Here is a 14467-nt window from a genome sequence, read left to right as displayed (position 1 = left end):
GGCATGAGCGTCGCGTTTCGTCGCGAGAGTGACGAGGAACATCTCGAGCCGAAGTTCGAACAGCCGATCGCGCCGGGGCCTAATCTGGTCACGGCGCGAGGGCTTCGGTTGCTTGGCGAGCGGGTGACGGAGATCGAGGCGGCGGTTGCGGCTGAGACGGACGAGGAGGCGCGCAAGCTGTTGCTGCGCGACCTGCGGTATTGGCACACGCGCCAGACGACCGCTGAACTCGCGCCTTTGCCGGAAGAGGATGAAGTCGGGATAGGCTCGCGCGTTCGGGTTCGGATGAACGGGGCGGAGCGCGTGATCGCGATTGTGGGTGGTGACGAGGCGGAGCCTGGCGAGGACCGGCTGGCGTTCTCGGCACCGTTGGCGCGCGCGTTGATGGGCGCGGCGGTTGGCGAGACGGTCGCGTTTGCGGACAAGCCGGACGCGATCGAGGTTCTGGCGATCGACAAGGATGACGGCTGATGGCTGAGGCGAAATTCGAACGGCATCGTCAGGCTTGGACTCAGGATGAGATCCAGAAGCTGCACACGCTGGCGAAGAAGGGCATGGCGTTGAAGGCGATCGCGAAGGCGCTGACTCGGAGTGAGGAGTCGGTGAAGGTTCGGGCGAAGGAAGACTCGTTGAATATTGCCAAGCTGCGGTGAGGTGAAAAAGAGCCCTCTCCCCTCCGGGGAGAGGGTTGGGTGAGGGGCTGTTCTTGGCGGCGCACTGCTTGGCCGCCCCTCACCCCGACCCTCTCCCCGGAGGGGAGAGGGAGCAGAAGGGGGGCGTTATCGTGCTCCTCCACGCCGTCGGAGGCTTCCGCGCCCACGGATGGCGCCACTTCGAACGGCACCACCGCGAGAGACATTGCCGCGATAGGCACCACCCCGGCGGAGGCCGGGGCCCAGTTGGAAAGGTCGCTGTAACGAGGCGCAACTTGCGCCACTGCCGTCCCCCAACTGGGCCCCGGCCTTCGCCGGGGTGGTGCTATCTGGAATATGGGTTTCGTAAACTTACGAACGCCTCACCACCTTTGTGGCGTACCCCTAACACGCTACAGCGGCCATCCCTTGTTCTCCCGCGAAGGCGGGAGCCCAGTCTGGGTCCCCGCCTTCGCGGGGAAACATTCTTGACTAGCGGCTCGCGCAACCAAGCCGCACGGAGCGACCCTTGTCCGATTACGACGCGATAATCCTCGGCGCAGGCGCCGCCGGCCTCATGTGCGCCGCCGTCGCCGGCCAGCGCGGGCGGAAGATCCTGCTCGTCGATCACGCCGACCAGGCGGGCAAGAAGATCCTGATCTCCGGCGGAGGACGGTGCAATTTCACCAACGTCCACACCGCCGCCGACCGCTACATCTCCGCCAACCCGCATTTCGCGAAGTCCGCGCTCGGCCGTTACACCGCGCAGGATTTCCTCGCGCTGGTCGAATCCTACGGCATCGCGTGGCACGAAAAGACGCTCGGCCAACTCTTCTGCGACGGCTCGGCGCGCCAGATCGTCGAGATGCTGCTCGACGAATGCGACAAGGGGCGGGTGGATCTGTCGCTCGGCCGCGCGGTCACCGGGGTGGAGCACGCTGACGGGCAGTACCGCGTGTCGCTCGACGGTCGCACCGTCGCTGCGCCCGCTTTGGTCATCGCCACCGGAGGGCCATCGATCCCGAAGATGGGCGCGACCGGGTTCGCCTATGATCTCGCGCGGCAGTTCGGTTTGAAGGTCGTCGAACCGCGCCCCGCACTCGTCCCGCTGACGCTCGGCGGCGACGAGACGCTGTTCCGCGAACTGTCCGGAGTCGCCGCCGAAGTCGTCGCCACCGCTGGCAAGACCGCATTCCGCGAGGCCGCGCTGTTCACGCACCGCGGCCTGTCCGGCCCCGCGATCCTCCAGGTGTCGTCCTATTGGCGCAACGGCCAGCCCGTCGGGATCGATTTCCTCCCCGATCGCGAGTCCGGCTGGCTGCCCGCCGCCAAGCGTACCACGCCGCGCGCGACTCTCCGGAAACTGCTCGGCAGCACGCTCCCGGACCGACTCGCGGAGACTTTGAGCGAGCGTTTGGGGATGACGAGCGAGATTTCCACGCTCACCGATCGGAAACTCCAGGACGCCGAGCGCGCGCTAAGTCATTGGCAATTCACGCCGAATGGCTCCGAAGGCTATGCCAAGGCCGAGGTCACCGCGGGTGGAATCAGCACTGCGGAACTGTCATCGCAAACAATGCAAGCCAAACGCGTACCAATGCTGTATGCAGTCGGCGAAGCGGTCGATGTCACAGGGTGGCTCGGCGGCTACAACTTCCAATGGGCATGGGCGAGCGGGTGGGCCGCGGGTCAAGTCCTGTAGGGACCACCACGCCAGTGCCTTGCCGTTGCGTAAGCCGGCCACCAATTAGGACGTACATGCCTTTTACAAATATTCCGTCGCTTCTTTCCGAGGCGCTCGAAGCGCGCGGCTATACCGCGCTCACCCCCGTCCAGGCTCATGTGATCGAGGACAATGCGATCGGTCGCGATCTCGTCGTGTCGGCGCAGACCGGCTCGGGCAAGACCGTCGCGTTCGGCCTGGCGATGGCCGGCGAACTGCTCGGTGAAGCCGGCGAGGACGGCGTCCAGCGCCTGCCCACGCCGCACAAGCCGCTCGTGCTCTGCATCGCGCCGACTCGCGAGTTGGCGCTCCAGGTCAGCCGCGAGCTGATGTGGCTCTATGCCAAGGCCGGTGCGCGCATTTCGACCTGCGTCGGCGGCATGGACGCCTCGAAGGAGCGTCGTTCGCTCGCGCACGGCGCGCATATCGTCGTCGGCACCCCGGGTCGTCTGCGCGATCACCTCGAGCGTGGCGCGCTCGACCTGTCGGCCCTGAAGGTCGCTGTGCTCGACGAGGCCGACGAGATGCTCGACATGGGTTTCCGCGAGGACCTCGAGCAGATCCTCGACGCATCGCCCGAGAGCCGTCGCACGCTGCTGTTCTCGGCGACGATGCCGCGGCCGATCGTCGCACTTGCCAAGCGCTACCAGAAGGACGCGCTGCGGATTTCGACCGTCGGCGAGGATCGCGGTCATGGCGATATCTCGTACCAGGCCGTCACGGTCTCGCCGTCCGAGATCGAGCATGCGGTGATCAACCTGCTGCGCTTCCATGAGGCGGAGACGGCGATGCTGTTCTGCGCCACGCGTGACAACGTGCGTCACCTGCATGCGAGCCTGGTCGAGCGTGGCTTTGCGGCCGTCGCGCTGTCGGGCGAGCATTCGCAGAACGAGCGTAACGCGGCGCTTCAGGCTCTGCGCGACCGTCGTGCGCGCGTCTGCGTCGCGACCGACGTTGCGGCGCGCGGTATCGATCTGCCGACGCTTAGCCTCGTCGTGCACGTCGAACTGCCGCGCGATGCCGAGACGCTTCAGCATCGCTCGGGCCGTACCGGTCGTGCGGGCAAGAAGGGCACCGCCGTCCTGATCGTGCCGTTCCCGCGTCGCCGTCGCGTCGAGATGATGCTCCGTGGTGCGAAGATCAACGCGGAGTGGGTCAACGCCCCGACCGCGGAGGACATCCGCAAGAACGATCACGAGCGGCTGATCGGCATGCTGTTGCAGCCGGTCGAGGTCGAGGAGGAGGATCGCGCACTCGCCGTCCGCCTGATGGCCGAGAAGACGCCGGAGGATATCGCCGCCGCGCTGGTGCACATGCACCGCGCGACGATGCCGCAGGCCGAGGATCTGATCGACCAGAGCAAGCAGCCGACGCAGGACGAGCGTTCGCAGGGTCCGCGCGCGGGCTTCGAGGACACCGTCTGGTTCCGCATGGACATCGGTCGTCGCCAGAACGCCGATCCGCGCTGGATCCTGCCGCTGATCTGCCGTCGCGGGCACATCACGAAGTCCGAGATCGGTGCGATCCGCATCGGGCCGAACGAGACGGCGTTCGAGATTCCGCGCGCTGTGGCCTCGCGGTTCTCGGCGGCGATCCAGCGGACGGCACAGGCTGGTGAGGAAGAGAGCGGCGTGGCGATCGAGGCGATGCAGGGTGCGCCCGAGAGCGGTGCGCGGCATGACGGCGGCGGCGGTGGTCGCAGCAATGCGAGCGGTCCCCGCTCGACGCTGCACCGTGCAGCCCCGCGTGGCGGTCCGGCTCCTGCGCGGAAGCCCCCGTACCGCGGTAATCGCGAGCGGAGCTGAGCTAGCACGATCCTCCCCCGCCAGGGGGAGGTGTCGCCGAAGGTGACGGAGGGGGAGGATACGCGACAGATGTGGTGGATGCCTCCCCTCCGTCAGGCTGCGCCTGCCACCCCCCCTGGCGGGGGAGGATTTTGAATGACTGACACCATCCGCATCCTCGTCGACGCTGACGCGTGCCCGGTCAAAGACGAGATCTACAAGGTCGCGTGGCGCCACGAAGTCCCCGTGACGATCGTCGCCAACAGCCATTTCCGCATCCCTGTCCACCCGCTGATCTCGCGCGTCGTCGTCAGCGACGGCTTTGACGCCGCCGACGACTGGATCGCCGAACAGGCCGATGCGAAATCGGTCGTGATCACCGCCGACATCCTCCTCGCCGATCGCTGTGTGAAGGCCGGCGCGACCGTGCTCGCCAACACCGGCAAGCCGTTCACCACCAGCTCGATCGGCGGCGCGATCGCCACGCGGGCGATCATGGCGGACCTGCGCGCGGGCGGCGATATCATCGGTGGGCCGGCGCCGTTTTCGAAGGCCGACCGGTCGAGCTTCCTCTCCGCGCTCGATGCGGCGTTGGTGCGGCTCAAGCGACTTTAGGGCAGATCTTCATCGATCTCCCCTCCCTGAAAGGGAGGGGCTGGGGGCGGGTTGGTCGGCTTGTGACGCTGACGGTCGACGATACGGAACCCGACCCACCCCCGACCCCTCCCTTTCAGGGAGGGGAGAGAAGAGTTGCGCAGACGAGGCGGGATTGAGCGTCGATCCGTCCTGACTGCGCAGACCAGGCGTCTCCAGGGCTGCTGATTATGGTCGCGTCCGTTGTCGCACTTTGCCCGAACGGGGTTGCCATCACGCACCCCGTATCGCCATAGGCGCGCGTTCACGGAGAACATGCGATGCACACGAACGCTGGCGGCCCCGCGCTGGGGCTGGATTTCGGCACGACCAACAGCGTCGTGGCGCTGGGGACGCGCGGCGGGACGCCTGAACTCGTAACGTTCGCCGCCCCTGCCGAAACGAGCCCGGTATTCCGCTCGGCGCTGTGCTTCTGGCAGGACGACAGCGGTAAGGGGCTCGCGTCGGATGCAGGCCCGTGGGCGATCGCCGAATATATGGAGTATCCGCTCGACAGCCGGTTCATCCAGTCGTTCAAGTCGGTCGCGGCGATGAAGACGTTCGAGCAGGCCTCGGTCTTCGACAAGCGCTATCGCTTCGAGGAGATGGGCCAGCTGTTTCTCGAGAAGCTGATTTCGCATGCTGGCGGGAAGCTCGACACGCGGCCGCACCGGATCGTCGTCGGGCGCCCGGTCGAATATGCCGGCGCGCGGCCCGACGAGGCGCTGGCGCGGACGCGGTATGACGCGATGTTCAAGGGTTTCGGGGCGGAAATCCATTATGTTTATGAGCCGCTCGGGGCGGCGTATAGCTACGCGACGCGGCTGACCGAGCCTGCGACGATCCTAGTGGCCGATTTTGGTGGTGGTACGAGCGACTTTTCGGTGGTGCGCGTGGCCGAGCCGGGCGCGGCGCGGCGGTGTACGCCGCTTGGGCATGCTGGCGTCGGGATTGCGGGGGATCGGTTCGATTACCGGATTCTCGACCGGCTCGTGCTGCCGATGCTGGGCAAGGGCGGCGCGTACAAGTCGTTCGGCAAGGAACTGGAGATTCCGCGCGCGTATTTCGCCGATTTTGCGGACTGGTCGCGGCTCGCGCTGATGCGCAATCGCAAGACGATGACCGAGCTGGAGCGGTTGCAGAAGACCGCGGTCGACCCCGACGCGATCGGGCGGATGATCGCGGTGATCGAGAACGAACTGGGCTATCCGCTGTACGATGCGGTCGGGTCGCTCAAGCGGGCGCTGTCGAGTGGCGAGGATGCGCATTTCCACTTTGCGGGCGCGGGGCTGGAGATCGAGGCGGACGTGACGCGGGCGCAGTTCGAGGGCTGGATCGCCGACGACGTGGTGCGGATCGAGGCGGCGGTCGACCGGGCCTTGGAGGTGGCGAACGTTGGTGGTGGCGAGATCGACCGGGTGTTCCTGACCGGTGGATCGTCGCTGATCCCGCGTATCCGGCGGATCTTCGTCGAGCGGTTCGGCGAGGCGGCGATCATGAGTGGCGGCGAGCTAACCTCGATCGCGCACGGGCTGGCCTTGATCGGCGAGCAGGACGATATCGCGGCTTGGTCGGCATGATCCCTCGGGTGCTTCTCGGGACGGCGCAGGTGCCGGGTGGGGGTGAGCTTCGGCTCCTCCAGCGTGGCGCGGAGTTCTCGATCATGCTCGGTGCGAACGAGTTGATGAACAGCCGGTTGAGCGGGTCGGAAGAGGCGCTGGCGGAGCAGGCTTGCGACCGGATCGGTGGGCGGCCGGGTGTTCGGATGCTGATTGGTGGGCTTGGCATGGGGTTTACCCTCCGCGCTGCGTTGGCGCGGCTTGGCGCTGATGCGGAGGTGGCGGTTGCGGAGATCGTACCGGCGGTGATCGAATGGGCGCGCGGGCCGATGGCGGCGCTGCACGGTGACAGCCTGACCGATCCGCGGACCCGGATTTTCGAGGGCGATGTCGCCGCGGTGATCGCGGAGGGCGATTGGGACGCGATCCTGCTCGACGTCGATAACGGTCCGGACGGAATTTCTCGGCCGGGTAACGATCGGCTTTACGGGGCGCGGGGATTGTCTCTGGCGCGAGCGGCTTTGCGGCCGGGCGGGGTGCTTGCCGTGTGGTCTTCCGCGCCGAGCAAGCCGTTTGCTACCCGGCTTTCCGACGCGGGGTTCGCGGTCGACGAAGTGATTGCGCGGGCGACGCGGAAGGGCGGCGCGCGGCACACGATCTGGTTCGCTACCAAGCCATGATCTGGCGGTGGGCCGTCTTGATCGCGCTGTCGGCGGTGATCGCGGGGCTGCTGGAGGTCGTCGGGCTGCCCGCGGGGTTGCTGCTCGGGCCGATGGTCGCGGCGGTCGTGCTGGCGGTGCGGGGATGGTCGCTGAGCGTGCCGACGTCGGCATTTCGGGGCGCACAGGCGGCGGTCGGGACGCTGATCGCGGGGTCGATCACTACGGGGATCGTCGCGACGGTGGCGAATCACTGGCCGGTGTTCCTGATGGTCAATTTCGTCACGCTCGCGGCCAGTAGCGTGCTCGGGTACCTGCTGAGCCGGTGGCAGGTGTTGCCGGGGACCGTCGCGGTGTGGGGATCGACGCCGGGTGCGGCGAGCGCGATGGTGTTGATGGCGCAGGCGTACGGCGCGGACTCGCGGCTGGTCGCGGTGATGACGTACACACGGGTGGTGAGCGTGGCGGTGGTCGCGTCGGTGTTGGCGGCGGTAATGGTCGGGGGCGGGAGCGGGCATCATGTTGCCGCGACGTGGTTCGCGGCGGTCGATCCGGTTGCCGTGCTGCGGACGATCGCGATTGCCGGTGTTGGTGCGACCGTGGGGGTCGTGCTGAAGCTTCCTGCCGGCGCGCTGCTCGGGTCGCTGGTGGCGGGGGCGGCGCTCAACGTTACTGGCGTTGCGCAGCCGGTGTTGCCGCAGTGGCTGCTCGCGATAAGCTATGCGGTGGTCGGGTGGCGGATCGGGCTTTCGTTCACGCGCGATACGCTGCGGGTGGCGGGGAAGGCGATGCCGCGGATATTGTTGTCGGTGGTGTTGCTGATCGCTTTCTGCGGCGGGATCGCGGCGGCGTTGACCCGGTGGTGGGGGATCGATCCGGTTACCGCGTATCTGGCGACTAGTCCGGGCGGGATGGACTCGGTTGCGATCATCGCTGCGTCTAGCCCGGTCGATGTGCCGTTTGTTATGGCGCTTCAGGTGTTGCGGTTTCTAGGGGTGTTGCTGATCGGGCCGCCGCTCGCGAAGTTCGTGGCCACGCGGCAGGGTGGTGTGCCGCCGCCGGGTATCCCGACCTGACTCTATCCTCCCCTGCAAGGGGAGGTGTCGCGCAGCGACGGAGGGGTGTCGCCCCATCGAGAGCGGGTCACCTCTCCGTCAGCGCTGCGCGCTGCCACCTCCCCTTGTAGGGGAGGATTGAGAATTAGCCCTTGGTCGGGCGGTAGGCTTCGACGTCGATCTCGTGGCGCTTCAGCTTGTCGTAGAACGTCTTTCTCGGGATGCCGAGCGCGGCCAAGGCCGAGCGGACGTCGCCGCTGACCTGTTGGAGCACGGCGCGGATCGTTGCTTCCTCGAACTTGTCTACGCGGGCGGGGAGGGGGATGTCGCTGTCCTCGTCGATCGGGTCTTCGGTCTCGACGCGCAGCACCAGACGTTTCGCGAGATTGTCGAGTTCGCGGACGTTGCCGGGCCAGTCGTGCTGGCCGAGATACGCTAGCGTCGCAGTGTCGATCGTTGGCACCTCGCGGCCGAACCGTTCTGCTGCCTGGTGAAGCAGGTGGCCGAACAGCAGCGGAATGTCGTCTCGGCGTTCCCTCAGCGGCGGGATGCGGAGGCGGACCGCGTCTAGCCGGAACAGCAGGTCGGCGCGGAAGCGGCCTGCCTCGACCGCTTGTTCGAGGCCGGGTTTGGCGGCGGCGATCACGCGGAGGTCGAGCGCGCGCGGCAGGTCGCCGCCGACCGGCATTACCTCGCGCTCCTCCAACACCCGGAGCAGTTTCGCCTGGAACGCCGGCAGCGTGCTCTCGATCTCGTCGAGGAACAGCGTGCCGCGGTTGGACGCCTCGATCCTGCCAGTACGCGGCAGGCGGGAGTCGCCGTCGTGGCCGAACAGCTCGATCTCTGCGACCGCCTCGGGCAAAGCGGCGCAGTTGACGGCGACGAAGGACCGTGACCGCCGGTTGCTCCAGCGGTGGAGGAGGACTGCGACGAGTTCCTTGCCGGTGCCGGTCTCGCCTTCGATCAGCACGTCGATATCGGCTTGGGCGATCTGGCGCATCGTTTCGCGGAGGCGGACCATCACCGGGGTCTCGCCGATCAGCGGTTCGGCGCCGATCGTTTCCTCGGCGGCGGCGCGGAGGCGGCGGTTGTCGAGGACGAGGCGGCGCATTTCGAGCGCACGCCTGGCACCCGCAATCAAATGGTCGGTCGCGAAGGGTTTCGGGATGAAGTCGAACGCGCCGTTCTTCAGCGCGGCGACCGCCATCGCGACGTCGCCGTGGCCGGTCATCAGCAGCACCGGGATCTCATGGTCGATCGCGGCGATCCGGCGGAAGAGTTCGAGGCCGTCCATCTTCGGCATGCGGATGTCGGAGACGACCGCACCGTCGAACCCGGCGGTCACGCGAGCAAGCGCGACGGTCGGGTCACGCTCGGCGATCACCGCGATCCCGGCGAGTTCGAACGATTGCTCCAGCGCCCCGCGCAACACGTCGTCGTCGTCGACGAGCAAGACGGCTTGCTCGCTCATGCCTTCACCAGGATCATACGGAAGATGGCGCCTTCTGGAGCGGGGACGAGGTCGAGCGTGCCGCCGAACTCGGTCATGATGTCGCGTGCGATGCCGAGGCCGAGGCCGAGGCCGTCCTTCTTGCTCGTCGCGAACGGGGTGAAGAGGTGATCGGCGATGTCGGGCTCGATGCCGGGGCCGTTGTCGGCGACGGTCAGCACCACGTCGCGGCCTTTCCTGCCGACGGTGACGCTGACGCGCGCGTCGCGGCGGTCGGCGACCGCGTCGAGGGCGTTCTGGAGGAGGTTGACCAGCACCTGCTCCAGGCGGACGCGGCCGGCGATCACCGTGAGCCGTGCCTCGGGGCCGTTCGGCAGGTCGAGCGTCACGCCCTTGGCGCGGAAGCGGTCGCCGATCAGCAGGCGGACGCCGTCGATCGCCTCGTCGAGCGCGACGGGGCCGATCGAGCCTGCACCGCGCCGGGCATAGCGCCTCAGCCCAGCGGTGATCGTGCCGATCCGGCTGGTGAGGTCGACGATCGACTGGAGGTTGGTTGCCGCGCGCGCCGGCTCGCCGCGGTCCAGGAACGCCGCGGCATTGTCGGCGAAGGTGCGGATCGCGGCGACGGGCTGGTTGATCTCGTGCGCGACGCTGGCGGTGATGGTGCCGATCGAGCCGACGCGGTTGGCGTGCGCGAGTTCTTCGCGCGCCTGGCGGAAGCGCTGGTCGGACGCCTCGCGCTGCTCGACCTCGATCTGGAGGCGGTCGGCGGTGGCGCGGAGTTCGGCAGTGCGGCGGGCGACCTCCGCTTCCAGTTCTGCGCGCGCGCCGACGTTGCGCTTGCGCCGCTCGTACAGCCACCACGCGCCCAGCATGGCGGCGATCGTCAGCATTGCGGCGATCGCGGTGGCCCAGCGCGTGCGGACGGCAGCCGCGCGCAATGCTGTGTCGAGTGGCTCCATATGCACCAGTCGCCAGCCCGCGATGGGCACGGGCAACGACACGGTGATCGCGGGCGATCCGTCGGGTAGTCGTGAAACGCCCTCGGCCAGTGTCAGCGGGGCGGGGACCAAGGGCGAGGCCCCGAACTGGCGTGTCCGTACCAGCGCAGCGCGACGCGTTGGCGGGAGCGGGCGCGTGGTGCGGAATTCGAGCTTGGGATCACTGGAGATCAGGATGATGCCGTCGGGATCGGTCACGAAGGTTGCCATCCGATCCTGGATCCACGCGCGCGCGATCTTCTCGAACTCGACCTTCACCACGACCACGCCGAGCGGTTGGCCGGCGCGGTCGATCCGTCGCGACAGGTACAGGCCGGACCGCCCGCTGACGCTGCCCAGCGCGAAGAACTCGGTCGCGCCGGAGGCCATCGCCTTGGTGAAATAGTCGCGGAAGCGGTAGTCGTGGCCGAGGAAGCTGTCGGGGCGCCCGGCGTTGGAGGCGGCGATCGTCATGCCTTGGGTATCGAGCGCGTAGATCACCGGCGCGCCGGTCCGCTCGGCCAGCATTGCGAGCTTGATGTTGAGTGCCGCGTCGACGTTGCCGGATGCCAGCGCCGCGCGGACGTCGGGATATTCGCCGAGCATGATCGGTAGCAGGCGATAGGTCTGCAACTCGGCTTCGAGCAGGCGGAGATTGCTGCGGGTCTGCTGGACCGCGCGCATTCGAACGCCTGCGCGCGCGTCTTCGGCAGCGCGCCGGCCGTAGATCGAGGCGACTCCCGCCACGATCATACCGAGCGCCGCAAATGCGAGCAGCACCGTCAACGCCATGACGAAAAGGGAGGATCGGAGTCGCGTCATTTTGTGCGGATTATCACACACCTGCCGCGCGCGCTATCAACGAAAGGTGGCATTTTTCGCACGTCAGAATAATGGGTATGCCGATAAATGGCTAAAAACCAACGTTCTAGGGGATAGACGTCGCACTCTTGTAGTCCTGGGTTCGGCCCGGCATTACCGTCGCACATAACGTCCCGCGTGAGTGGACGAGGATTGCAGGAGGCGATGTTGACCCTACTCACCCAGACATATGGCGTCGCGGAAACGCCCGCGCGGAAGCGCTGGAGCGGCCAGCTCTATATCCAGGTCCTGATCGCGATCGCGCTCGGCGCGGCGCTCGGGCATTTCTATCCGACCTATGGCGCCGCGCTGAAGCCGCTGGGTGACGCGTTCATCAAGCTGGTGAAGATGATCATCGCACCGGTGATCTTCCTGACGCTCGTCACCGGCATCGCGGGCATGAAGGAGCTCGGCTCGGTCGGTCGCGTCGCGGGCAAGGCGTTCGCCTACTTCCTGTTCTTCTCGACACTGGCGCTGATCGTCGGGCTCATCGTCGCCAACGTCGTCCAGCCGGGCGCGGGGATGAACATCGACGCTGCCACGCTCGATACCAAGGGCATCGCCGACTACACCGTGAAGGCGCACGAGACGACGATCACCGGGTTCCTGATGAGCATCATCCCGGACACGATGGTCAGCGCGTTCACGGAAGGTAACATCCTCCAGATCCTGCTCGTCGCGATCCTGTTCGGCATCTCGCTGAGCCTGGTCGGCGAGCCTGCCAAGCCGGTGCTGAACTTCCTCGAGCGCCTCAGCCTGATCGTGTTCAAGCTGGTCGGCATCCTGATGCGCGCAGCCCCGCTCGGCGCGTTCGGCGCGATCGCGTTCACGATCGGCAAATACGGGATCGGCAGCCTCGCCAATCTGGGTGCACTGGTCGCGACCTTCTATCTGACCGCGGCGCTGTTCGTCGTGGTCGTGCTCGGCACGGTCGCACGGCTGACCGGCTTCTCGATCTTCAAGCTGATCAAGTATCTGAAGGCAGAGCTGCTGCTGGTGCTCGGGACGTCGTCGTCGGAAGCCGCGCTGCCGAACCTGATCCAGAAGATGGAAGCGGCAGGCTGCGAGAAGTCGGTGGTCGGGCTGGTCGTGCCGACCGGTTATTCGTTCAACCTGGACGGCACCAACATCTACATGACGCTGGCGGCGCTGTTCATCGCGCAGGCGACCAACACGCACCTGACGCTCGGTCAGGAACTGTTGCTGCTGGTCGTGGCGATGATCTCTTCGAAGGGTGCGGCGGGCGTCACCGGCGCGGGCTTCATCACCCTGGCCGCGACGTTGTCGATCGTGCCGACGGTGCCGATCGCGGGGATGGCGCTGATCCTCGGCGTCGATCGCTTCATGAGCGAGTGCCGCAGTCTCACCAACTTCATCGGCAACGCGGTCGCGACGATCGTCGTCGCCCGCTGGGAAGGCGCACTCGACCGCGACAAGCTCGATGCCGCGCTGTCGGGCAAGCTTCCCGAGTTCGTGCCGGCGGCGATCCCCGCCGCTGCTACCGCCCATTGATGCCGGCGGGGACGGCCAGCCCGTCCCCGCCCGCCAGTACCGGATTTTGCTTATGACCCCGATGACGATCCGCCGCATGGCGTATGCGGCCGGCTTTGCCGCGTCCGCGCTGTCGACTGTCGCCTTTTCGAGCGTGGCCATCGCGCAAGCCGAAGCCCCGCCTTCGAGGCAAGCCAATGCCGGTGCCAAGGACGTGTCGAGCACGGCCGAGGCCTCACCGATCGCCGAAAGCTATCCCAACGCTGCGATTGGCGACGGTACGACGACGGGTGGCTACAACCAGTCGCGCTGGGCGGAGGACTGGTCGAAGCTGCGCGATCCGAAGAAGCGCAAGGACATCGTCGACCAGTTGAAGTTCATCTCGATCGCGGGTGATGGCGACGTCTATCTGACGCTGTCGGGCGAGGCGCGGTTGCGCGTCAACGAGACGACCAACCCCAATCTGCGCGATGCCGAGGCGCAGCGGCAGGACATTCTGCGCCTGTTTGGAGGCGCCGACCTGCATGTCGGCAAGCATCTGCGCTTCTACGGCGAACTGGCGCACGGCACGCTGGAGGGGCAGAATCTTGGCACCGCGCTGCCCAACCTGCGCAACAAGCTGGCGGTGCAGCAGGCGTTCGTCGATCTGACCGGGACGGTCGCCGACGTCGATGTCGGGGTGCGCTATGGCCGACAGACGTTTGCGGACGGTCCTAACCTGATGGTCGTGCCGCGTGACAACAACACGCTGTTCTTTGGCTTCAACGGCTTCCGCGCCTGGGCGCGTGCCGCTGGCGTCCGTGCCGACGTGTTCGACTTCAAGCCGACCGCGTACGGCAATGGCGGTACGCAGGATGACAATGCGGAGAGCGCGCGGCGGTTCTCGGGCATCTCGACGGGCATCGTCGTGCCGGAGACGCTGTTCGGGGGCTCGAAGCTGTACGTCGATCCGTTCCTTTGGCGCCTGCGCAATCGCGCGGCGGTATGGGGCACAGACAATGCCCGGGAAGTTCGCAACTTCTATGGCCTGCATGTCTGGGGCGATGCGGGGCCGGTCAATCTCGACTGGACGATCAATTACCAGGGCGGCCGTTACGATGATCGCTCGATCAAGGCGTGGCTGATCCTGTTGGCGCAGACCTACAAGCTTGGTGAGGGCAAGTCCGCACCGCGCGTCGGTTTCCATGCCGACTATGCGAGCGGCGGCGGCGCGTATGGCAAGGGCACGTTGCGCAACTCGTTGGCGCCGTTCGGCAACAACATCTATTACAGCTATCAGCTGTTCGCGACGCCGACCAACCTGATCGCGCTGGCGCCGAACGTGACGTTTACGCCGTTCGGGAAGCTGCGCATGACGGCGGAATATCAACGCTCGTGGCGCGATACGACAAGCGATGCGGTGTATCGTGCGAACGGGTCCGCGTTTGCGGGGACGCAGAATTTCGGGGGCAAGAAGATCGCCGATACGTTGCGGTTCCAGGCGGTGTATCCGTTCACCTCGCGGCTGTCGTTCACCGGGCGGTACGAGCATTTGATCGCGGGGCCTGCGTTGACGAATGCGGGGTATAAGAACTCCGACTTCCTGGCCGGCTGGATCAGCTACCGGTTCTGATCCTGCTCCCCTTCCCCCCGAAAGGGAG

Annotated in this window: 12 protein-coding genes; 10 read left to right on the top strand and 2 right to left on the bottom strand. The window is 66.7% G+C overall.

Annotated features, from left to right (window positions below):
* Positions 1 to 3: 3 nt before the first annotated feature.
* The 8 genes from BM244_RS15630 (at position 4) to BM244_RS15595 (ending at position 8066) form a co-directional block, all read left to right on the top strand.
* Complete coding sequence (locus tag BM244_RS15630) at positions 4 to 471, top strand: GreA/GreB family elongation factor (RefSeq protein WP_093399817.1); 468 nt, start codon at positions 4 to 6, stop codon at positions 469 to 471.
* Entirely contained in the window at positions 471 to 653 is a 183-nt protein-coding gene (locus BM244_RS15625) for a hypothetical protein (protein WP_055881387.1), read from the top strand. Before BM244_RS15630 ends, BM244_RS15625 begins: the two co-directional genes overlap by 1 nt.
* A gap of 508 nt (positions 654 to 1161) precedes the next feature.
* Positions 1162 to 2334: a BaiN/RdsA family NAD(P)/FAD-dependent oxidoreductase gene (locus tag BM244_RS15620; protein ID WP_302847287.1), complete on the top strand. Its 1173-nt coding sequence runs from the start codon at positions 1162 to 1164 to the stop codon at positions 2332 to 2334.
* Positions 2335 to 2390: 56 nt separating this feature from the next.
* The gene (locus BM244_RS15615; RefSeq protein WP_093399816.1) at positions 2391 to 4160 is read left to right on the top strand and encodes a DEAD/DEAH box helicase; all 1770 of its coding nucleotides are present in this window, start codon (positions 2391 to 2393) and stop codon (positions 4158 to 4160) included.
* Positions 4161 to 4295: 135 nt separating this feature from the next.
* Entirely contained in the window at positions 4296 to 4754 is a 459-nt protein-coding gene (locus BM244_RS15610; RefSeq protein ID WP_093399814.1) for a YaiI/YqxD family protein, read from the top strand.
* A gap of 299 nt (positions 4755 to 5053) precedes the next feature.
* Positions 5054 to 6352 (top strand): Hsp70 family protein, encoded by a 1299-nt coding sequence (locus BM244_RS15605; RefSeq protein ID WP_093399813.1) that lies wholly within the window; start codon positions 5054 to 5056, stop codon positions 6350 to 6352.
* The gene (locus BM244_RS15600) at positions 6349 to 7011 is read left to right on the top strand and encodes a spermidine synthase (RefSeq protein WP_093399811.1); all 663 of its coding nucleotides are present in this window, start codon (positions 6349 to 6351) and stop codon (positions 7009 to 7011) included. Before BM244_RS15605 ends, BM244_RS15600 begins: the two co-directional genes overlap by 4 nt.
* The gene (locus BM244_RS15595; protein ID WP_093399809.1) at positions 7008 to 8066 is read left to right on the top strand and encodes an AbrB family transcriptional regulator; all 1059 of its coding nucleotides are present in this window, start codon (positions 7008 to 7010) and stop codon (positions 8064 to 8066) included. Before BM244_RS15600 ends, BM244_RS15595 begins: the two co-directional genes overlap by 4 nt.
* A gap of 124 nt (positions 8067 to 8190) precedes the next feature.
* On the opposite strand, the gene BM244_RS15590 is transcribed toward BM244_RS15595, so the two are convergent.
* Positions 8191 to 9516, bottom strand: a complete 1326-nt coding sequence (locus BM244_RS15590; RefSeq protein ID WP_093399808.1) for a sigma-54-dependent transcriptional regulator — start codon at positions 9514 to 9516, stop codon at positions 8191 to 8193.
* A complete protein-coding gene (locus tag BM244_RS15585; protein ID WP_217649128.1) occupies positions 9513 to 11267 on the bottom strand; it encodes a sensor histidine kinase in 1755 nt (584 codons plus the stop codon). Before BM244_RS15585 ends, BM244_RS15590 begins: the two co-directional genes overlap by 4 nt.
* Before the next feature lie 237 nt (positions 11268 to 11504).
* On the opposite strand from BM244_RS15585, the gene BM244_RS15580 reads away from it, so the two are divergent.
* The gene (locus BM244_RS15580; protein WP_302847286.1) at positions 11505 to 12848 is read left to right on the top strand and encodes a dicarboxylate/amino acid:cation symporter; all 1344 of its coding nucleotides are present in this window, start codon (positions 11505 to 11507) and stop codon (positions 12846 to 12848) included.
* Positions 12849 to 12900: 52 nt separating this feature from the next.
* Positions 12901 to 14439 (top strand): alginate export family protein, encoded by a 1539-nt coding sequence (locus BM244_RS15575; RefSeq protein ID WP_254784476.1) that lies wholly within the window; start codon positions 12901 to 12903, stop codon positions 14437 to 14439.
* Positions 14440 to 14467: the final 28 nt, after the last annotated feature.

The organism is Sphingomonas sp. OK281 (assembly GCF_900115295.1).
GTDB lineage: Bacteria > Pseudomonadota > Alphaproteobacteria > Sphingomonadales > Sphingomonadaceae > Sphingomonas.
This window is presented reverse-complemented; position numbering and strand designations above follow the sequence as displayed.

Bases quoted from the DNA above. Each gene is read 5' to 3' on its own strand.
- BM244_RS15630 (WP_093399817.1), top strand. From the start codon at position 4: ATGAGCGTCGCGTTTCGTCGCGAGAGTGACGAGGAACATCTCGAGCCG.
- BM244_RS15625 (WP_055881387.1), top strand. From the start codon at position 471: ATGGCTGAGGCGAAATTCGAACGGCATCGTCAGGCTTGGACTCAGGAT.
- BM244_RS15615 (WP_093399816.1), top strand. From the start codon at position 2,391: ATGCCTTTTACAAATATTCCGTCGCTTCTTTCCGAGGCGCTCGAAGCG.
- BM244_RS15610 (WP_093399814.1), top strand. From the start codon at position 4,296: ATGACTGACACCATCCGCATCCTCGTCGACGCTGACGCGTGCCCGGTC.
- BM244_RS15605 (WP_093399813.1), top strand. From the start codon at position 5,054: ATGCACACGAACGCTGGCGGCCCCGCGCTGGGGCTGGATTTCGGCACG.
- BM244_RS15600 (WP_093399811.1), top strand. From the start codon at position 6,349: ATGATCCCTCGGGTGCTTCTCGGGACGGCGCAGGTGCCGGGTGGGGGT.
- BM244_RS15595 (WP_093399809.1), top strand. From the start codon at position 7,008: ATGATCTGGCGGTGGGCCGTCTTGATCGCGCTGTCGGCGGTGATCGCG.
- BM244_RS15590 (WP_093399808.1), bottom strand. From the start codon at position 9,516: ATGAGCGAGCAAGCCGTCTTGCTCGTCGACGACGACGACGTGTTGCGC.
- BM244_RS15585 (WP_217649128.1), bottom strand. From the start codon at position 11,267: ATGGCGTTGACGGTGCTGCTCGCATTTGCGGCGCTCGGTATGATCGTG.
- BM244_RS15575 (WP_254784476.1), top strand. From the start codon at position 12,901: ATGACCCCGATGACGATCCGCCGCATGGCGTATGCGGCCGGCTTTGCC.